Origin of the sequence: Comamonas sp. 26 (assembly GCF_002754475.1) — a bacterium.
Lineage (GTDB): Bacteria > Pseudomonadota > Gammaproteobacteria > Burkholderiales > Burkholderiaceae_C > Comamonas.
The window spans coordinates 2,724,246-2,743,486 of record NZ_PEFL01000001.1 but is presented as its reverse complement, the minus strand read 5'-3'; the positions used below and the strand labels follow the sequence as shown (position 1 = coordinate 2,743,486).

Genomic DNA, 19,241 nt, shown 5'->3' with positions numbered 1-19,241 from the left:
TTGAAACCTCAGCCTCGCGGGTGCACAAGCACCGCGAAGAGCGAGCAGTACGTGGCGATTCCGCTTCCTGGGAGGGCGCAGGCCGACGCGCTCGATCCACTACGCTGCCCGGCGTTATGCAGCTGGTTGATCTGGTTCCAGCCCTACGCCTGCTGATTGGGCTGCTGATTGCCTTTATCGTGATCCTGGCGCTGTTTTACGGGCGGGACATGCTGATTCCGCTGGCTCTGGCGATGTTGTTGGGTTTTTTGCTGGACCCCGCGGTCTCCAGACTCAAACGCTGGGGGCTGCCACGTATGGCTTCGGCCATTGTGGTGGTGGTTTTTGCACTGGCGGCGCTGGGTGGCCTGGGCATGTACCTGGGCAGTCAGGTGCAGCAACTTAGCGCCGATCTGCCTACTTATCAATCTACGATTCGCGAAAAGCTGCGTGGGTTGCGCAAGAGCGTCAACATGCCCAGTGCGTGGGATGGTGTTTTCAAAACCTACAACACGCTTGAAAAGGAAATTGCCAGCACTGATGGAGCCACTGCGCGGGTGCAAAAGGTCGAGGTTCAGAGCCCCGAGTCCAAGCCTACCACCCGGATGCTGCAATGGCTGGTGCGTATTGTGGAGCCTGTGACAACCGCAGGCATTGTGCTGCTGTTTGTGATTTTGATTTTGCTGGACAGAGATGATTTGCGTGACAGGCTGCTGCGGCTGATGGGCGGCAATCTCCATGTAGCGACAGATGCGCTGGATGAGGCGTCAGAGCGTATTGGTAAATATCTGCGCATGCAGTTCATCGTCAACGTCAGCTATGGCGTTCCGCTGGCGGCGGGCCTGTGGTTTATCGGCGTGCCGGGGGCGATTCTCTGGGGGGTGCTGGGCGCCATCATGCGTTTTGTGCCCTATGTAGGGGCGATGATGTCGGCCGTGTTCCCATTGGTGCTGGCTTTTGCGGTGGACCCTAGCTGGAATATGTTCTTGATGACGCTGGGCTTGATTCTGTTGCTGGAGCTGATCAGCAACAACGTGATTGAGCCTTGGCTGTATGGTGCAAGTACCGGCTTGTCCACCCTGTCCATCATTGTGGCGGCGACTTTCTGGACGGCGCTCTGGGGCCCTATTGGTCTGATTCTTTCCACGCCACTGACGGTGTGTTTACTGGTGCTGGGACGCTATATTCCCTCGCTTAAATTCATGGAAGTTTTGCTGGGTAGCGAGCCTGTGCTGGGCCCGCAGCAGCGGCTTTATCAGCGTTTGCTGGCTGATGATGCGGATGACGCCATCAGCATGGCCGTGGAGTCTGTGGAAGAGCGCCTGCCATCAAAGCCCACATCGGAAGACCGTGCCAATGCCATCAGCAGCTTTTACGATGAAGTGGCCATTCCTGCCCTGCGCATTGCCACTCAGCAGCATCTGGAGTCAGCCACTGCCGAGCATCGACTGCGTCTGTCCAACGGCATGGGGGCCTTGCTTGAAGAGTTGCGCGATCACTATGCTCCTTATGTCGGCGGTAAGCGCCGCGGTGCCCCTTTGCCTGAAAGCGATCAACGTCGCCGCTTGCGTATTCATTGCGCTGGCGCACGATGGGAGGTCGATGCACTAGGCGCGGCCATGGTGGCGCACACCGAGAGCTTGCATGGCCATGAGGTGAGCTGCTCTGAATGGGCTTTGACCACCGATTCACAGGCCTTGCTACCAGATGCGAATGGACAGCTGGGAGATGGAGCATGGGCCAAGGCCATGCAGACCTCGGACCTGCTAGTGCTCTCTATTTTTAGCAACCAGCCCCAAAGCATGGCGCGGCGCATGGTGCGCCGTATTCGCCGCCACTGGCCACGGGCACGTGTGGTTTTGTGCCTGTGGAATGCACCTGCCGTGGCTGCAGACCCTCATTTTGCAGAGCAGTGCGGTGCGCAGGCCTGCGTGACCAGTCTGCATGAGCTGCATCTGTGGGTAGAAGCCATGCAGGTGTATGACTCGGGTGAAAGCGTGATTGCCGCGCCGATCCCTGAAGGTGATGCGCAGCGCGTCAAAGCGCTGCATGCCAGTGGGGTGCTGAGCCCGTCGCTGACGCTGCTTTATCACGAGACTGCCAAGCAGGCGATCAACGCCTTCAACGTCAAATGGGCGCAGGTCTCATGGGTGGATGCAGACAGGGTCTATACGCCGGGCAGTTTGCTGCCATCGACTGATGAAGGAACGGTGCTGCACAGTCTTCCGCGCGAGAGCACGGTTTCATCCTATGTGGTGTATGACGAAGAAGCCATTGTGGTGGGTGACTTGGCGCGAGACCCGCGCTTTGCGGCTGACCCAACAGTGCAAAGCCTGAAGCTGCGTTTTTATGCGGGCGTGCCCTTGACCGATAAAAAAGGCCATGTACTGGGCTGCTTTGCCATCTTGGATGATGAACCTCGCAACTTGTCTGAGGATGAACTGGCCGTGCTAAGTAGCATGGCGCAGCAGTTGATGGAGCAAGTGCGCGAGGTGCTGAAACAAGGGCCAGCACAAGGGTCTGTCTCCGAGACTTGAATTTGAGCATGATGCAACACCGCCCTCCGCATATTGGTGCGGAGGGCGGTGTTGTTTTGGCGGGCAGACTTCAGTGTCGTATCAGAGTGATGTGCTCAGCATCTGCTCGTAGTCCTGAACGGTAGCCAGGCGCGGGTTTGTGGCATGGCAATGATCCTTGAGCGCGCCGCTGATGATGGCTTCAAACTGCGCGCTTTCCACGCCCATGGCGGTAAGGCCGGTGGGCAGGCCCAGTCGGGCATTCATCTCGCGAATCGCATCGGGAATGTCGCTGCCGCTGCTCAGGTTCATTGCATGGGCCATGCGGTTCAGGCGATCTTCGCGCTGCACGCTTTCGGAGCTAGCATTGAAGCGCACAACGGCCGGTAAAAACATGGCGTTGAGCGTGCCGTGGTGCAGGCGCGGGTTCACACCGCCCAGACTGTGGCTCAGGCTGTGTACGCAGCCCAGGCCTTTCTGGAATGCCATTGCACCTTGCATGCTGGCGCTCATCAGCTGGCGGCGGGCTTCTGCATCTTGCCCATTGCGGGTAGCGCGTTCGATATGCGCCCAGCCGCGTGTCAAGCCATCAAGCGCAATGCCATCCGCAGGTGGGTTGAAGGCGGCGGCCATAAAGGTTTCCATGCAATGGGCAATCGCATCCATGCCCGTGGCGGCTGTCAGCATGGGGGGCAGGCCAAAGGTCAGTTCAGGGTCGCAGATGGCAGTTTTGGGCACCAGATGCCAGCTGTGAAAGCCCAGCTTACGGTGGTCATCTACGATCAAAATGGCACCGCGTGCCACTTCGCTGCCCGTGCCGCTGGTCGTGGGCACGGCAATCAGCGGTGCCACTTGTTCGGTGATACGTGGCGAGCCACCCTCTATCGTGGAGTAGTGCGACAAGGGCCCTTCATGCGTGGCGGCAATGGCCACGCCCTTGGCGCAATCAATGGCGCTGCCACCGCCCACGGCAATCAGCCCATCGCAGCGCTGGGTCTTGTAGATTTCAGCCGCTGCGCGCACAGCCGCTTCAGTGGGGTTGGAAGGTGTCTGGTCAAACACCGCATGGGGCAGGCAGCTCAGCGCATCCACCGCTTTTTGCAAAATGCCTGCAGCTTTGACGCCGGGGTCGGTCACGATCAGTGGTTTGTTGATGCCCACGCGTTCGCACTCAGCGCGCAGCAGCTGTATGGCGCCAAAATCAAACTGGATCTGGGTGACGTAGTTGATAAAAGCCATGGTTTGCTTATTCGGTCGAAACAGAGATCAGAACAATCTAGAAGTCCTCAGGCTCAGGGCCAAGAACGCAAACCCTGAGGATCATGTCTAAATCGTCGCGCGGGGGACATGAGCTGTGTGGGTCATGGCAGCGGGAACGCAAAAAAGCGTCTCTACATACTCAGGCTGTGCAGCTTAATGATGTATTGGATCAAGAATCAGGCGATAGCCCACTTGCAACTCGGTCATCAGGTGCGCGGGCTGCGCTGCATCGTTCTCCACTTTTTGCCGCAGATTGGCCATGTGTACCCGCAGATAGTGGGGGCGATCCAGATACTCTGGCCCCCAGACTTGCAGCAGCAGCTGGCGATGGGTCAGCACGCGGCCTTGCCCGGCGATCAGCGCGGCGAGCAGGCGAAACTCGATGGGGGTCAGGTGTATGGGCGCACCTGCCTTGCGCACTTCATGCGTGGGGAGGTTGACGTGCACATCGCCAAACTGCACCTCGCTGCTGGGCTGCTGGGCGGGGGCCTGCTGGCGGCGGCGCAGCATGACGCGCAGGCGGGCCAGTAGCTCAGGCACGCCAAAGGGTTTGCTCAGGTAGTCATCGGCACCCACATCCAGCGCGGCCACTTTTTCATCCTCATGATCGCGCGCCGAGAGCACCAGAATCGGCAACTGACTCCAGCTGCGCAGCTCACTGATGACGGTCTTGCCATCGGCGTCGGGCAGACCCAGATCCAGCACCACGGCATCAGGCTGGCGGCTGGCCGCTTCAATCAGACCACGTTTGGCGGTCTCGGCTTCAAAGACTTGCCAGCCTTCGTCTTCCAGCGCCAGCCGCACAAAGCGGCGGATGCTGGCATCGTCTTCAATCAATAGAATGCGGGGGCTGGCGGAGTTCATGCGAAATTATTCATCAAGGCGAGGCTGGGGCAGCACAGGCAGGCAGATGGTGAAAGCCGTGCCGGGCACATCGGCTGCGGGGCTGGCGGCACTTGCGGTAAGGCGGCCGCCGTGGGCTTGAACAATGCGCTGTGCCAGTGCCAGGCCAAGTCCCATTCCCGAGATGGAAGATTCCGTCACGCCACGCGTAAAAGGGGCAAACAACTGATCGGCGGGCATGTGTGGTGGCAGTCCGGGGCCATCATCTTGCATAACCACCAAGCAGTTGCTGCCGTCCAACTGCGCGCTGATCGTAATTGGGGTGCCTGCGGGCGTGTATTTGACGGCATTGTCCAGCAGATTGACCAGCACGCGCTCCATCAGCACGGCATCGACTTGCAGCAGTGGCAAGTCTGCAGGCAATGCGGTGCGTACGGGGTGCTGGGCCAGCCGCTCACGCATTTGCGCCAGTGCGCTACCCACCAGCTCATCCACCGGGATCCAGTCACGTTGAAGGTGCACGCCCCCTTGTTGCAGGCGGGCCATAGCCAGCAGGTTGTCTACCAGTTGCTGCAGGGATTGGGCTTGATTGTGGATTTGTCCCAACATATCAGCCAGCAGACCCGGCGGCGCATGAGGCAAGGCCGTTTGGGCGGCCCCCAGAATACTGGTCAACGGGGTGCGCAGGTCATGAGAAACGGCAGACAGCAGTGTGTTGCGCATGCGCTCGCCTTCCATGGCAACTTGGGTTTGCTGTGCTACTTCGACAAAGTGCACGCGCTCTAGCGCTAAAGCTATCTGGCTGGCGCAGGCGTCCAGCAGGCGATGCTCTTCAGGCACATTCAGTCGCTGAGGTGTGCGTAGCAGCAAGACCAGTACCCCGCGCGAGCGCACGGGAGCCATCAGCGGCACATACAAAGCGGGCGCTGCAGCCAGCGTGTCTGTGCCTTGCCCGGCCATCTGGCCGTGTTCCATGGCCCAGCGGGCAATGCTGGCATCCACCGGCGCATCGCTGTCAGTTTGTATATGGAGCTGCTCCTCTGCATCGGGTAGCAGCAGCGCAGTCTGTGCATCGAAAACGCCTGACATTGTGGTCAGTGCAATGTTTGCCACCTGCGCCTGCGTGAGAGCACCGGACAGATCACGCGCCAGCCGGGCCAGCGCACCGGCGCGGCGTTCGCGCTCTGCGGCCACACGGGCTTCATGCCGCAGTCTGGCCATGAGCTGGCCGCAGATCAGTGCCACGCCAAGCATCAGGAAAAAAGTAAATACGTATTGTGTGTCGTTGACGCTAAAAGAGTTGAGCGGCGGCACAAAGTAAAAGTCAAACAGCAGCACGGACAGCAGCGCTGCCCATGCGCCGGGTCCGCGTCCCCAGCGCAGGGCCGACAGCACCACCACCAGCAAAAACAGCATGACTACATTGGCGGGGGCAAACACCTGCAGCAGCAATTCAGCCAGGCCAGCAGCCGCAAAGCAGGCCAGAGTGACGCCCAAGTAGCCTTTCCATGCCACAGGCCGCTGGCGCTCTACCGGCGGGCGCAGGGTGCTCTCTTTTTTATTGAGTGGAACGGACAGCACCAGTACATCCAGCCCTGGGTCTAAACGCGTGATTTGCTCGGGCAAGCTACGGCTCCACCACTTCCAGCCGGTGCGGGCCATACGGGCCAGCACCAGGTGGCTGGCATTGCGCTCGCGGGCAAAGCCCACCAGCGCCTGCGCCACGTCAGCACCGGGAATGGTGGCTGTGTCCGCCCCCAAACGGGCGGCCAGTGCCAGTGTTTTGAGCATGGATGCCTGTACATGCTTTGGGCGATGCTGGCGCTCGGGCGCATCCACATAGACCACCAGCCATTCGGCCTCCAGTCTTCGTGCCAGTCGTGCCACCTGGCGTACCAGGGCATCGTCGCCCGCACGGCCGCCAATACCCACCATCAGCCGCTCGCGGGCGGGCCAGACATCGCCAATGGCACGCTCGCGCCGGTAGTCACGCATGTCCTCGTCGACGCGGTCGGCCGTGCGGCGCAAAGCCAACTCGCGAAGGGCCAGCAGATTGCCCAGCCGAAAGAAGTTGCGCGAAGCGCGCTCGGCCTGCTCCAGCGGGTAGACCTTGCCTGCCTTCAGGCGCTTGAGCAGCTCTTCCGGTGGGATGTCAACCACGATGACTTCATTGGCATCATCAAAGATATGGTCTGGCACGGTTTCGTGCACCTGTATGCCGACGATGCCGCTCACCACATCGTTCAGGCTTTCCAGGTGCTGCACATTCATCGTCGTCCAGACCTCAATGCCTGCGTCCAGCAACTCCAGTACATCCTGCCAGCGCTTGGGGTGGCGTGACCCGGCTACATTGCTGTGCGCCAGCTCGTCCAGCAGCAGCACATCAGGGTGAGCCGCCAGCGCGGCATCCAGGTCGAACTCGGTGAGCTGCCGGCCTTGATAGACAACTGCACGGCGCGGCAGTTGATCCATGCCGTGCAGTTGTTGTTCGGTCTCGGCTCGGTCATGGGTTTCAACCAATCCCACCAGCATGCGGCGGCCTGACTGGCGTTCCCGCTGGGCAGCGGCCAGCATGGCCCAGGTCTTGCCTACCCCGGCGTTGGAGCCAAAGTAAATACGCAGCTTGCCCCGCTGCGCCTGCTGCTGCTCGGCCTGCAGCTGGGCAACCAGTGCATCGGGGTCAGGGCGCGGGGCCATGGGAGCGTTATTGCTTGGCATTGGGGTATCAGCGTATCACTCTTGCAGCATCAGAATGCGGCGCTCAGGGCCAGAACCAGGCCGCTGCGCTCCAGGCTGCGTATCTGTCCCTGGTTGTTGACTGCGCTGTAGTAGCGGGCATCGGCCGATGTTCCCACCCAGGCAGCAGAGGCCGTCCATGCGCCCCAGGTCTTGGCCAGAGAGACGCGCCAGTCGGCATACGAAACCTCGCTGTAGTTGCGCACATGGGTATAGCCCGCATGCAGGCCCAGCGTGGCCCAGTCGCCCAGCGGGTGCTGGTAGTTCAGATCCAGGTACTGGCTGCCGCGGCTGCTGCCTGCAGGCGTCAATGCCGTCGCAAAGGCAGAGCCGGCTGTGCTCTCGCGCAGACCGAAGTACGGCGTCAGTGCCAGCGACCATTTGACATTGAAGCCGCCATGCGTGGCACCCAGATAAGCCTCGGTGGTATCAAAGCGCTTGGTGCTTCCACTATCGGCATTCAGGCGAGCACCAGGGTAGCGATAGTGCAGCAGGCCGGCATCTAGCTTCCAGTCCGGCCACACATCACCACGCCAGCCACCATAGAGATCATGCTCCAGACTCTGCCCTTGGGGGTAGCTGTTGCTGGAGACATTGGATAGCCAGGTTCCCAGGTACCAGCCATGAGGCATGGCCAGCTCGACTCCGCCTTGCAATGCAGCGCCCCGCCAGGTTTGCGAAATACCGCGAAAGCGGTAATCGGTCAGCAGACTCAGGCTGCCGCTGAGGGCGAACGGAGAAGTTGCTGCAACAGGCAGATCAGACTCCACAGACGACCCAGGGACTACAGAAGCTATAGCTGACTGCGCCTGAAAATCTTGGGCTTGCGCCTTGTTGGATACAAAAAATAAGACACCCAGCGCCACCATCGCTACAGCGCAGGATAAGCAGGTTGGAGGTGTTTTGAGAGATAAGGCGTACATGATGAATGATCGACAGACAAAACTTTTTCACCCCGGGCCACAGGCCCAGGGCAGGCAAGACGTATTGATTAACGGAGAAAGATGAGAGCGGTGCGGTGCTTAAACCAGACCCAGCGCGGCCAGTAGCATGTCGATGAGCTTGATGCCGACAAATGGCACGATCAGTCCGCCCAGTCCATAGATCAGCAGATTGCGGCGCAGCAGCACGGCAGCGCCCACGGCGCGGTAGGACACACCGCGCAAGGCCAAAGGCACCAGGGCGATGATGATCAGCGCGTTGAAGATCACCGCACTCAAAATGGCCGAGTCTGAGCTGTGCAGCTGCATCACATTGAGTGAAGCCAGTTGCGGATAGGTGCCCACAAAAGCGGCAGGAATGATGGCGAAATACTTGGCAACATCGTTGGCAATGCTGAAGGTGGTCAGTGCGCCCCGCGTCATCAGCATCTGCTTGCCGGTTTCCACCACCTCGATCAGCTTGGTTGGGTTGCTGTCCAAGTCCACCATATTGCCCGCCTCTTTGGCGGCCTGCGTGCCGCTGTTCATGGCCACGGCCACATCGGCCTGAGCCAGCGCAGGGGCATCGTTGGTGCCGTCACCCGTCATGGCTACCAGACGGCCTGCAGCTTGGTGGCTGCGAATCAGCTGCAGCTTGTCCTCGGGCCGGGCTTCGGCCAGATAGTCATCCACACCTGCCTCGGCCGCGATGGCGGCGGCGGTGAGCGGATTGTCGCCGGTCACCATGATGGTCTGGATGCCCATGCGGCGCAGCTCGGCAAAGCGCTCTTTCATGCCGGGCTTGACGATGTCTTTGAGCTCGATCACGCCCAGTACCTTGGCACCATCGGCTACCACCAGCGGCGTGCTGCCTTTGCGCGAAACATTGTCCACCGCCAGCTGTACCTGGCCGGGGAACTGGCCGCCCAGTGCTTCCAGATGGCGGCGCACTGCATCGGCTGCACCCTTGCGCAGGTTACGCGGGCCTATATCGATACCGCTCATGCGGGTCTGGGCGGTAAAGGGGACAAACTCCACCGGTTGGCCCGTTTGAATATCGGCCACGCTGCGCTCTGGCTGGCCGTAGTGTTCACGCGCCAGCGCCACGATGCTGCGGCCTTCTGGGGTTTCGTCGGCCAGCGATGCCAGTTGTGCCGCTTCGGCCAGCAGCTGCATGCTCACGCCGGGGGCCGCAAAGAACTCGCTGGCCTGACGGTTGCCCAGAGTGATGGTGCCGGTCTTGTCCAGCAGCAGCACGTCCACGTCACCGGCTGCTTCCACTGCGCGGCCCGAGGTTGCGATCACATTGGCCTGCATCATGCGGCTCATGCCCGCCACGCCAATGGCCGATAGCAGGCCGCCGATGGTGGTGGGAATCAGGCAGACCAGCAGCGCAATCAACACCGTGATGCTCACCACGTTTCCGGCTCCTGCTTGCGCCACGGCGAAGGTGGAGAACGGCCACAGCGTGACGATGACGAGCAGGAATACCAGTGTCAGGCCGACCAGCAAAATCGTCAGCGCCAGCTCGTTGGGTGTTTTCTGGCGCTTGGCCGATTCGACCATGGAGATCATTCGGTCCAAAAACGATTCACCGGGGTTGACGGTGACTTCAACCACCAGCCAGTCAGACAGCACGCGAGTGCCACCGGTGACCGACGAAAAATCGCCCCCAGCTTCGCGAATCACAGGGGCTGATTCACCCGTGATGGCGCTTTCGTCCACTGAGGCAACGCCTTCAATGACCGTACCGTCCAGTGCAATGACATCACCCGCTTCGACCAGCAAGGTCACGCCCTTGCGCAACTCGCTGGCGCGCATGGGAAGCCAGCTGCTGTCGTATCGAGGTTGTTGCAGCACCTTGGCCACGGTATCGCGCTTCATGCCGCGCAGACTGGCGGCCTGGGCGCGGCTGCGGCCTTCGGCCAGAGCTTCGGCAAAGTTGGCAAACAGCAGTGTGAACCACAGCCACAGTGCAATGGCCAGCGTAAAGCCTGCATCGGTAGATGCGGGATCATTGAGTGCCTGCATCCACAGCAGGGTGGTCAAAATGGCACCCAGGTAGACGACAAACATGACCGGGTTGGCCCATTGCGTGCGCGGCGACAGCTTGCGCAGCGCATCCCATAGTGATGTACGCACCAGTGCCGCACTGAACAGTGGTGATTTGTTTGTTGTATGTCTCATGACTTACTCCTTAGCCTTGGCAGCGGGTTGCAGTGCATCCAGCGCCAGATTGAGCTGCAGCACGTTCACGCGCGGCTCACCCAGCACACCCAGCGTGCGCTGCTGAGTAGCTTGCTGCAGCAGCGGTTGGACTTGCTCTAGCGGCAGACCGCGGGTCTGCGCCACACGAGGTAATTGCAGCTGGGCATTGGCCAATGAGATATGTGGATCCAGCCCCGATGCGGATGCCGTAACGGCATCCACCGGCACCATTGCACTGGTCCCCAGGCGGTTATCAGTCCGGTACTTCGCCACGCGTTCGCTCACGCTGTCCATCAGGCCCTGGTGAGTAGCCCCTTGATTGCTGGCTGCAGACAGCCCGGCGTTATAGGGCGCGGCAATGCTGCTGCCTTCCTTATCAGGGTCAGGCGCTGTGGTGGCGCTGGGGCGGCTGTGAAAGTAACCCGCACCCGCGAAAGATTGGCCAATCAGTGCCGAGCCAATAACTTGGCCGTTGCGCTCGAGCAGACTGCCATTGGCCACTTGGGGTAGTACCGTTTGTGCAATACCGGTGACTAGCAAGGGGTAGGCAATGCCGCCCACCAGCATAACCAGAACGGCTGCGCGCAGGCTGCTGCCTAGCAGCAGGGGCCAGCGGACGGGCTGCGCATTCACGGCAGTGTTGGAAAGTGTGAGATTGGTAGTTGTCATGACTTGCTCCTTGACCTGCGAGCACGTGAGCTGCAGGTCTTTGGCAAAAAAATACTTATGCGTAGAGTTGGCCGATCAGCATTTGCAAATGCTCAATCACCGGGCCAAGGGCCAGCGACGGCAAGAAGGTGAGCCCACCCACCACCAGCACCACAAACACCAGCAGTCCCATGAACAACGGCGTGGCCGTGGGAAAGGTGCCGGGCCCTGCAGGGACAGTGGCCTTGGCGGCGAGGCTGCCGGCTACGGCCAGCAAAGGAAGCAGCGTAAGATAGCGGCCGCCGAGCATGGCCAGGCCCAGCGTGGTGTTGAAGAAGGGTGTGTTGGCGTTCAGCCCGGCAAAGGCCGATCCGTTATTGGCTGTGGCCGAGGCATAGGCATACAGAATTTCACTAAAGCCGTGCGGACCCCGGTTGTTGAGGCTGGCCGTGGCATCGGGCCATAGAACGGCCAGAGCCGTAAGGCCCAGCATGACAGCCGGGTGTGCCAGCACCGACAGCATGACCAGCTTGATCTCGCGCACCTCGATCTTCTTGCCCAAAAATTCTGGCGTGCGGCCAATCATCATGCCGGCCAGAAACACCGTGAGGATGGCGTACTGGATCAGGTTGATCAGACCCACCCCATCGCCGCCAAACACGCAGTTGAGCATCATCATCGCCAGCGGCGTGATGCTTCCAAGAGGCGTCAGCGAGTCATGCATGGCGTTGACCGAGCCGGTCGTCGCTGCCGTGGTGGTGGCGACAAACAGGGCGGTATCGGCAATGCCAAAGCGTAGTTCTTTACCCTCCATATTGCCGCCGCTCTGGCTCAGGCTGTATTGCTGATCTGCACCGGCGCGGGCCAGCAACTGGCTGCCGTTTTGCTCTGCCACAAACACCAGACTCAAAAAGCCGACAAACATCACCATGCAGGCACCAAACAACACCCAGCCTTGCTTGCGGCGCAGCAGCATGGAGCCAAAGGCATAGGTCAGACCTGCAGGAATAAGCAGCATCGACAGGATGTGCAGCATATTCGTCAGCGGTGTGGGGTTCTCGAACGGGTGCGCCGCATTCATGCTGAAAAAGCCGCCCCCATTGGTGCCCAGGTGCTTGATGCTTTCCAGGCTGGCAACCGGCCCCAGCATCAGCTGCTGCTTTGCACCTTCAAGAGTGGTAGCAATGGTCTGGGTATTCAGCGTTTGCGGAATGCCCTGCCAGACATAGACCAGCGCCATGACAAAGGACAGCGGCAGTAACACGCGCCAGAACACGCGCACATAGTCCACCCAGTAGTTACCAACATCCTGACTGCTGGAGCGTGCCAGACCGCGCACAAAACCTGCACCAGCTGCTACACCTGTTGTAGCGCCGGCAAACATCAGAAAGGTGATGGCTGCCATCTGCGTGGCATTCGTCAAACTGGCTTCACCCGCATAGGCCTGCCAGTTGGTATTGGTGATGAAAGAGGCTGCAGTGTTGAAGGCCAGATCAGGTGTCTGCGCCGCAATACCCAGCGGATTTAGCGGCAGCCAACCTTGCAGCCTAAGCACCAGATAGCCCAGCAGCAGCATCAGCGCATTGCTCATCAGCAGTGCACCGCCATAAGCTTGCCAGCCCATGCGCTGCGCCGGGTTCACGCCGATGATGCGGTAGCTCACCCGCTCCAGCAGCGTGTGGTGCTCACTTGTAAAGCAACGTGCCAGCCATTTCCCCATGGGAATGGTCAGCAGCGTCACCGCCGTCAGCACGGCGGCAAATTCGATCCAGGGTAGCCACATGATCTTGCTCCCTTACAGACGCGCGAGGGCGCGCACAAAGCTCAGCAGCCCGACAAAGCAGACCACGGTGAGGCTCACAAAAATGATGTCTTGCAGCACTTGCATGGCAGCCCCTTAAAAATTCTCGGGGCGCAGCAGCGCATAGCCCAAATAGGCAAACAGGCCCAGTGCTGCCAGCACGGCCAAGGTGGCGATCCAGTCGTATGTCATTGCATTTCCTCCCGCAGGCGCTGCATTGCGCCCTGTTGCGATGGAAGAAATGTAGAAATTCACCCGTCAAGAGCGGGTAGAGATTTGCAGCTGCGGTATCAAGACGGCATCAAGATGCCCTTGATATTGATCGGCGGTGGCTGTTGAGTGGTGATTTACTGCCCCGTTGCGGTTCATGATTTACGGGGAATAATTGGCGACATGCAGCGCTGAGGTCTGCACCTCACAATGCCTGCCTGTGTTTTTGTCAAAATCCATCGTGAACATGCCTGACTCTTTTGCGGCTTTACCTGCCAGCCTGACAAACTCCATGCGCGATGTGCTTCGCCGCATGGGGCGAGCCGCGCGAACCCCCATGCACCAACTGGGAGCCGATGCCGCAAAAATGGCCTATGAGGCTGGCGCTGGCGTGCTTGAAATCCCCAAGCAAGCCTTGCCGCGTGTAGAAGATTTACAGATACCTGCACGCGATGGCGCACTGCTGCCTGCACGTCTGTATGCCCCGGTGATGCGGGATGAAGCCCCTGCTGTTGGCCTGCCCGTGCTGCTGTATCTGCATGGCGGCGGTTTTACCGTGGGCAGCGTGGCTACGCATGACCAGCTTTGCCGCCAGCTGGCGCATTTGGCGGGCTGCATGGTGGTGTCGCTGGATTACCGACTGGCTCCCCAGTTTCAATTTCCCGTGGCCCATAACGATGCCTGGGATGCGCTTCAGTGGCTGCCTGCCCATGCCGCTGGTCTGGGTGCGGATGCCAGTCGCATTGCCGTGGGCGGTGACAGCGCGGGCGGGACCTTGTCTGCAGCTTGTGCAATTGAGGCACGCAATGCGGGCCTGAAGCTGGCGCTGCAATTGCTGATCTACCCCGGAACCACTGCGCACCAGGATACGGACTCACACCGCCGCTATGCCTATGGACTGGTCCTGGAAGAGCCCGCCATCACCTGGTTTTTTGCGCAATACATTGCCAACCCCAGGGACAGAGAAGACTGGCGCTTTGCGCCGCTGCTGGCCCCTGATGTGGATGATGTGGCACCTGCATGGATAGGCTTGGCCGAGTGCGACCCGCTGGTCGATGAGGGCGTTGAATATGCCGACATGCTGCGCATGGCTGGCGTGCCGGTAGAGCTTGAAATCTACAAGGGTGTAACCCATGAATTCATCAAGATGGGCCGTGTGATTGCCGAGGCGCGGCAAGCCCATCAGGATATGGCGCAGGCTTTGCGCAGTGCATTTGGACTGAATTAAACCGAGAGAGACAAAGCAATATGAACCGACAGGATTTCCGCAGCTTTACCCGTATTGAGGTGCGTTGGGCCGAGGTGGATGCACAGAAGATCGTCTTCAACGCCCATTACCTGATGTACGCCGATGTGGCCATCAGCAACTACTGGCGCCAGCTGGCCATTCCCTACGAGACGGGTTTTGCATCGCTGGGCGGCGAGATGTTTGTGAAAAAGGCCGGTACGGTCTTTCACGGCTCTGCCACCTTGGGCGATGTGCTGGATGTGGGCATTCGCTGCGTCAAGCAGGGCAATACCTCGCTGCAGTTCGAGGCGGGTATCTTCCGCGGCATGGAGCTGCTCAACACGGTGGAGCTGGTCTATGTGTTTGCCGATGCCGCCACGCAGGCTCCCAAGCCCGTGCCGCAGGCACTGCGCGACCTGTTGACCGCGTATGAAGCGGGGCAGGAAGTTGTGACTTTGCGATCCGGCAGCTGGAACGATCTGGGGCGCGATGCCGAGCGCCTGCGCCTGGCCGTATTTGTGCGCGAGCAGGGCGTGCCGCGTGAGATCGAGATTGATGAGTTTGACCCTGTGGCCCGCCATGTGGTGCTGTTTAACGGCTTGAACCAGCCTGTGGCCACAGGCCGACTGGTCAGCGATGCACCGGGCGTGGCACGCATTGGCCGCATGGCCGTGGACCGCAGCGTGCGTGGTGGCCGCTGGGGCCGCATGGTTCTCGATAGCCTGGTCGCCTCTGCGCGTGACCGTGGCGACAAAGAAATCGTGCTGCACGCTCAGCGTCATGCCGAGAAGTTTTATCTGCGCGCAGGCTTTACGCCGGTGGGTGAGCCCTATGAAGAGGCGGGCATTCCCCATATCACCATGCGCCAAGTGCTTTGATACTTTGTTATTGATAGCTGTTTGCGTCTGCGGTGCAAGCGGTAGAGCCTGTTTCTACTCAAAATTGAGGTGAGCGATGAGCCGAGTTATGACAATCTTGTGCCTGATCGGAGTGGCCGCAGCGGCCTATGTCGCTTATCGCTACGGTGTGTTTTGAGGTCAAACTAAAAAAAGCGGCCCCATCAGTAAATGATGGGGCCGCTTTTTTGTGGGCTATTTCCCGGCTTGCCGCTTATTGCCGCTGGTTATTGCAGCTGGTCTTTCAGGGAGGTGATGGCCTTTTGTGCGCAGGCTTCATCCAGATGACCACCGGGGGCACCGGCTACGCCAATGGCGCCAATGGTCTCGTTGCCAATCTTGACGGGGACGCCGCCAGCCAGCACCAGAAAGCCCGGAATATTGGCCATGCCAGCTGCATCAGGGTTGGACTGAATGGCCTTGGCAATGCCACTGGTGGGGTTGCGCGACGAGGCCGAGGTAAAAGCTTTGGACGTTGCGGCCTGCGTGGTGTGGGGGCCAGCGGCATCGGCACGCACCAAGCTCAGCAGCACGCCAGAACGGTCGACCACGGCGGCGGTGACGTTATAGCCATCAGCAGTGCAGGCGGCCACGGTCTGCTGGGCCAGTTGCACGGCGGTAGCGCTGGCAATGCTGCGGGTGGATGCGGTGGCAGCCGTTGCAGCAGTCGCGCCAGCCATGGCGGCGGTGACGGTGAGGGCGCAGAGGGCGGTTTTGGCGGTGTTCAGCAGGCGTTGGTTCATGTCAAAGCTCCTTGAGGATCGGCTCAGATCAGAGGTGATCAAGCGATGAATGAACTTTAGGGATTGCCGCCCTGGCCGCCCATTCGCAAAGCAACGGATGGCTATCGGTAATCCTACGGAGTGCGATGGGGTTCAGGTTGCAGCCGTCAGCAGCAGCCGGGTCTGCTCGGCCACTGATCCTGTGCCCAGTTTTTCAGCCAGCTTGGCGCGGTGCGTATCTACCGTGCGTACTGAAATATCCAGTGCGGCGGCAATTTCTTTGCTGCCCAGCCCTTTGGTAATCAGCTCCAGCACCTCGCGCTCGCGCTCGGTCAGGCTGCGCAGGCTCTGGCGGGCTTCATTGCGTTCAGCCTGCTGGTTCAGGCGGGTTTGCGCAGATTCAATGGCCTGCAGCAGGGTCTGCTCTTCGATGGGTTTTGTCAGAAAATCGGTCACCCCGGCCTTGAAGGCGCGGCGGCAGGCGTGCAGGTCGCCGTGGCCGGTAATCACGATCGTGGGCCAGTCCACGCCCTGGGCCATCAACTGCTCGTGTAATTGCAGGCCGGACATCATGGGCATGCGCAGATCGGTAATCAGAATGCCGGGCTGGCTGCGGTCCAGATGAGCCAGGCAGTCGGCAGGCGACTCAAAGCAGGTGACGGGCAGCTCATAGGTCTGCAGCAACAAGTTCAGGGCTTCGCGCACCGAGGGGTCGTCATCGATCAAATAAATCATGGGTGTGCAGTGAGTTCGTCAGAAGCCAGCGGCAAATGCATGACAAAGCATGCACCGCGTGGGCTGTGAACATATTCCAGATTGCCGCCCATACGTTCCATCAGCGTGGCGCAAAGCGGCAGGCCCAGCCCCATGCCATCGGTCTTGGTGGTGAAGAAGGGCTCAAACATGCGCTGGGCGGTGGCCGCATCCACGCCGGGGCCGTTGTCCTGCACGATTAGCAGAGCCTGCTTGGCATCTATGCGCAGCGTGATTTCAACGTGGGCATCGGGTGTGGCGGCATGGCTTAGCGCATCCAGTGCGTTGCGCACCAGATTGTTCAGCACTTGCTCCAGTGATACCGGATCGGCCCAGACCCAGCAGGGCTGCATCGGTGCCTGCCAGCGCAGTGCAATACCGGCTTGGCGGGTCGGGCCATCAAGCAGCAGCAGGGCCTGGTTGACGGCCTGAGGCAAATCCAGCCGTTGGGGCTGACTGGGCGCGTTGCTGATATAGCCGCGCATGCGCTCCAGAATGGCGCCGGCGCGCCTTGCCTCGCGCACATTGGCCTGCAGGGCGGTGACCAGCAGCTCGGGCTTGCCCAGCTCATGGGCGCGCAGGGCGGCTTGGCTCTGGCTTAGCAAGGCCGTGACGGGCTGGGCCAGTTCATGGGCAATGCCAGATGCCATTTCGCCCATGCCGTTGACACGTGATGCATGGGCCAGTTGTGCCTCATTCGCCAGCAACTGGGCGCGTTGCTGGTGGCGTCTGGCTTGCTGGCGGCTTTTCCAGATCAGGTTGGCCGCGCCCACCAAAAGCGTGCTGACCAGAACGCTGATCAGCACCATGCTCCAGCTCAGCAGGTTTTGGGGGCGGGTGAGCAGTTGCACTTCAAGCGGCTGGTCGTAACCGGCCAGTGTGAACTGGCCAAAGACCCGCGCTTGCTGCAGTGGGGGAGGGGGATCCAGCAGTGTGTGACCATTGAGGCTGATGCGCAGGCCGCTGTTGGCGGGCAGGGTATGTTCATCCAGCAAGTGGGCGGAATGGATGCGAACGCATAGCCAGTCTGCGGGAGATGCTACTTTTTTGATGAACAGGTAGTCGCCCGTATGTTGTTCGTCGGGCAGGCTGGTGCTCGCGCGAGCCTGTAGCGGCGCAGCGGCTTGGGCCACGGCCGGAACCAGGCAACTGCCTGTGGCCGGGGTGACGAGCTGAATCTCCTGAATGCGTGGGTAGATGGTCTTGATGGACTGAGCGACCCGGCTCAGTGCAGAAGACTCTTCGGTGGCCTGCAGTGGTGCCACTGCCGTCAGCGCCGTCAGATGGGCTTTGTGCTGGGCTACCTTCTCCAGCATCTGGCGCTGCACAGTCTGAGCCAGCTGGAACTGTTCGCGCTGCTGCTGGGCGTGGGCCTGCCACCATTGCAGAGCCAGCATCAGTGCGCATAGCAAGGCCCAGGCCAGTGCCAGCAGCCAGCGACGGCGAGAGTCTGGTGACGTGATGCTCATGCGTAAAAGTGTAGTGGCAGCGGGAAAAAAAATGCCAAGGCTGGGCCTTGGCATGGTTTGGAGTTGGCTTAAACCTTAGATGTCTGCCAGCAACTCATAAGGCAGTGGCTGCACCTGCAGCGCCACGCCGTGGGCCACATCGGCGCTTTGGTCTTCTGCCAGCGCTGCATGAGCAAACAGGTCGTCCCGCGTGGACGATGCAATTTGCATGGAAACGATGGCAGCCCAGCCGCCTTCAGGCGCAGCGGCAGCCTGCACCACGGTGCCGGTGGCTTGCTCCAGGTCTTCGGCGGTGAAGACTTCCTGACCCACGCTCAGCGCCTTGTCGGCATGCACCAGATAGGCGCGGCGCTTGAGTGTGCCGCGGAACTGGCTGCGGGCCACAATTTCCTGGCCGGGGTAGCAGCCTTTTTTGAAGTTGACGCCGCCCAGCGATTCGTAATTGAGCATCTGGGGCACAAAGGCATCGACCACAGGGGCGGACAGCGTGGCCACCACGCTTTGCACTTCAGACCACAGCCACAGGTCTTCGCTCAGCAGCTCGCCTGCTGGGGCCTGACCTGCTGGTGCCACCCACAGCGCACGCTGGTTGCCTGCGGCGGGGTAGAGTGCCAGCACATGGGCTTCGCCTTCGGCTTTGAGTGCCCAGGGGGCTGAGTCCATGCTCAGGTATTGCGCCGCCGCAGTGCCCGTCAGGCCATAAAGCGCAAAGTCTGACGTAGCGTCGCTGAGCTTGCACTGGGCGCGCAGCACAAACATGGACAGGCGCTTGAGCGTAGGAGCGAGCAGACTGCGGTCACAAATCAACACAATCTCATCGGCGCTGCGCTTGAAGCCAATGAAACTGGCCAGCATGCGGCCCTTGGCGGTGCAAAAAGCGGCAAGCCGGGCCTGATCCTGTTTGAGCAGCACGAAGTCATTGCTCAACTGGCCGTGCAGAAAGCTGGCTGCATCAGCGCCAACGGCGCGGATCACACCAAGATGGGAAATGGGGGTAATGCCGTTCATGGGCAGCGTCTTTGGCTGGGTCATGGCTGAATTATGATCGTCGC

15 protein-coding genes are annotated in these 19,241 nt (G+C 60.5%); 3 read left to right on the top strand and 12 right to left on the bottom strand.

Going from position 1 to position 19,241, the window contains the following annotated elements:
- Positions 1 to 116: 116 nt before the first annotated feature.
- The gene (locus tag CLU84_RS12730) at positions 117 to 2,516 is read left to right on the top strand and encodes an AI-2E family transporter (protein ID WP_099737484.1); all 2,400 of its coding nucleotides are present in this window, start codon (positions 117 to 119) and stop codon (positions 2,514 to 2,516) included.
- An 81-nt stretch (positions 2,517 to 2,597) separates the two neighbouring features.
- Here CLU84_RS12730 and CLU84_RS12725 read toward each other — a convergent pair whose 3' ends face one another.
- The 8 genes from CLU84_RS12725 to kdpF form a co-directional block, all read right to left on the bottom strand.
- Entirely contained in the window at positions 2,598 to 3,734 is a 1,137-nt protein-coding gene (locus tag CLU84_RS12725; RefSeq protein WP_099737483.1) for an iron-containing alcohol dehydrogenase, read from the bottom strand.
- A gap of 174 nt (positions 3,735 to 3,908) precedes the next feature.
- A complete protein-coding gene (locus CLU84_RS12720) occupies positions 3,909 to 4,619 on the bottom strand; it encodes a response regulator (protein WP_099737482.1) in 711 nt (236 codons plus the stop codon).
- Between the two features lie 6 nt (positions 4,620 to 4,625).
- Entirely contained in the window at positions 4,626 to 7,295 is a 2,670-nt protein-coding gene (locus CLU84_RS12715) for a sensor histidine kinase KdpD (RefSeq protein ID WP_233210038.1), read from the bottom strand.
- Positions 7,296 to 7,345: 50 nt separating this feature from the next.
- Entirely contained in the window at positions 7,346 to 8,104 is a 759-nt protein-coding gene (locus CLU84_RS12710) for a TorF family putative porin (protein ID WP_233210037.1), read from the bottom strand.
- A gap of 252 nt (positions 8,105 to 8,356) precedes the next feature.
- Positions 8,357 to 10,441, bottom strand: a complete 2,085-nt coding sequence (kdpB, locus tag CLU84_RS12705) for a potassium-transporting ATPase subunit KdpB (protein ID WP_099737479.1) — start codon at positions 10,439 to 10,441, stop codon at positions 8,357 to 8,359.
- A 3-nt stretch (positions 10,442 to 10,444) separates the two neighbouring features.
- Positions 10,445 to 11,131 carry a K(+)-transporting ATPase subunit C gene (gene kdpC, locus CLU84_RS12700; RefSeq protein ID WP_099737478.1) on the bottom strand — a complete coding sequence of 229 codons (687 nt, stop codon included), beginning with the start codon at positions 11,129 to 11,131 and terminating at the stop codon, positions 10,445 to 10,447.
- 55 nt (positions 11,132 to 11,186) lie between these two features.
- The gene (kdpA, locus tag CLU84_RS12695; RefSeq protein WP_099737477.1) at positions 11,187 to 12,893 is read right to left on the bottom strand and encodes a potassium-transporting ATPase subunit KdpA; all 1,707 of its coding nucleotides are present in this window, start codon (positions 12,891 to 12,893) and stop codon (positions 11,187 to 11,189) included.
- Positions 12,894 to 13,007: 114 nt separating this feature from the next.
- Positions 13,008 to 13,103 (bottom strand): K(+)-transporting ATPase subunit F, encoded by a 96-nt coding sequence (kdpF, locus tag CLU84_RS12690; protein ID WP_099737476.1) that lies wholly within the window; start codon positions 13,101 to 13,103, stop codon positions 13,008 to 13,010.
- Positions 13,104 to 13,368: 265 nt separating this feature from the next.
- Between kdpF and CLU84_RS12685 the strand changes: the two genes are divergently transcribed.
- Together CLU84_RS12685 and CLU84_RS12680 are read left to right on the top strand one after the other, a co-directional pair.
- Positions 13,369 to 14,349 carry an alpha/beta hydrolase gene (locus CLU84_RS12685; RefSeq protein ID WP_099738008.1) on the top strand — a complete coding sequence of 327 codons (981 nt, stop codon included), beginning with the start codon at positions 13,369 to 13,371 and terminating at the stop codon, positions 14,347 to 14,349.
- A gap of 20 nt (positions 14,350 to 14,369) precedes the next feature.
- Positions 14,370 to 15,227 carry a GNAT family N-acetyltransferase gene (locus CLU84_RS12680; protein WP_099737475.1) on the top strand — a complete coding sequence of 286 codons (858 nt, stop codon included), beginning with the start codon at positions 14,370 to 14,372 and terminating at the stop codon, positions 15,225 to 15,227.
- Positions 15,228 to 15,472: 245 nt separating this feature from the next.
- On the opposite strand, the gene CLU84_RS12675 is transcribed toward CLU84_RS12680, so the two are convergent.
- The 4 genes from CLU84_RS12675 to CLU84_RS12660 form a co-directional block, all read right to left on the bottom strand.
- Entirely contained in the window at positions 15,473 to 15,988 is a 516-nt protein-coding gene (locus CLU84_RS12675; RefSeq protein WP_099737474.1) for a heme-binding protein, read from the bottom strand.
- Positions 15,989 to 16,120: 132 nt separating this feature from the next.
- A complete protein-coding gene (locus CLU84_RS12670) occupies positions 16,121 to 16,702 on the bottom strand; it encodes a response regulator transcription factor (protein WP_099737473.1) in 582 nt (193 codons plus the stop codon).
- A complete protein-coding gene (locus tag CLU84_RS12665) occupies positions 16,699 to 18,189 on the bottom strand; it encodes a sensor histidine kinase (RefSeq protein ID WP_099737472.1) in 1,491 nt (496 codons plus the stop codon). Before CLU84_RS12665 ends, CLU84_RS12670 begins: the two co-directional genes overlap by 4 nt.
- A 75-nt stretch (positions 18,190 to 18,264) precedes the next feature.
- On the bottom strand, positions 18,265 to 19,221 hold the full coding sequence (locus CLU84_RS12660) for a folate-binding protein YgfZ (protein ID WP_099737471.1): 957 nt from the start codon (positions 19,219 to 19,221) through the stop codon (positions 18,265 to 18,267).
- Between the last annotated feature and the right edge of the window lie 20 nt (positions 19,222 to 19,241).

Excerpts from the sequence above, each read along its gene's own strand:
- CLU84_RS12685 (WP_099738008.1), top strand. The coding sequence starts at position 13,369 with ATGCCTGACTCTTTTGCGGCTTTACCTGCCAGCCTGACAAACTCCATG.
- CLU84_RS12665 (WP_099737472.1), bottom strand. The coding sequence starts at position 18,189 with ATGAGCATCACGTCACCAGACTCTCGCCGTCGCTGGCTGCTGGCACTG.
- CLU84_RS12675 (WP_099737474.1), bottom strand. The coding sequence starts at position 15,988 with ATGAACCAACGCCTGCTGAACACCGCCAAAACCGCCCTCTGCGCCCTC.
- kdpF (WP_099737476.1), bottom strand. The coding sequence starts at position 13,103 with ATGACATACGACTGGATCGCCACCTTGGCCGTGCTGGCAGCACTGGGC.
- CLU84_RS12680 (WP_099737475.1), top strand. The coding sequence starts at position 14,370 with ATGAACCGACAGGATTTCCGCAGCTTTACCCGTATTGAGGTGCGTTGG.
- kdpB (WP_099737479.1), bottom strand. The coding sequence starts at position 10,441 with ATGAGACATACAACAAACAAATCACCACTGTTCAGTGCGGCACTGGTG.
- kdpA (WP_099737477.1), bottom strand. The coding sequence starts at position 12,893 with ATGTGGCTACCCTGGATCGAATTTGCCGCCGTGCTGACGGCGGTGACG.
- CLU84_RS12715 (WP_233210038.1), bottom strand. The coding sequence starts at position 7,295 with ATGGCCCCGCGCCCTGACCCCGATGCACTGGTTGCCCAGCTGCAGGCC.
- CLU84_RS12725 (WP_099737483.1), bottom strand. The coding sequence starts at position 3,734 with ATGGCTTTTATCAACTACGTCACCCAGATCCAGTTTGATTTTGGCGCC.
- kdpC (WP_099737478.1), bottom strand. The coding sequence starts at position 11,131 with ATGACAACTACCAATCTCACACTTTCCAACACTGCCGTGAATGCGCAG.
- CLU84_RS12670 (WP_099737473.1), bottom strand. The coding sequence starts at position 16,702 with ATGATTTATTTGATCGATGACGACCCCTCGGTGCGCGAAGCCCTGAAC.
- CLU84_RS12730 (WP_099737484.1), top strand. The coding sequence starts at position 117 with ATGCAGCTGGTTGATCTGGTTCCAGCCCTACGCCTGCTGATTGGGCTG.
- CLU84_RS12720 (WP_099737482.1), bottom strand. The coding sequence starts at position 4,619 with ATGAACTCCGCCAGCCCCCGCATTCTATTGATTGAAGACGATGCCAGC.
- CLU84_RS12660 (WP_099737471.1), bottom strand. The coding sequence starts at position 19,221 with ATGACCCAGCCAAAGACGCTGCCCATGAACGGCATTACCCCCATTTCC.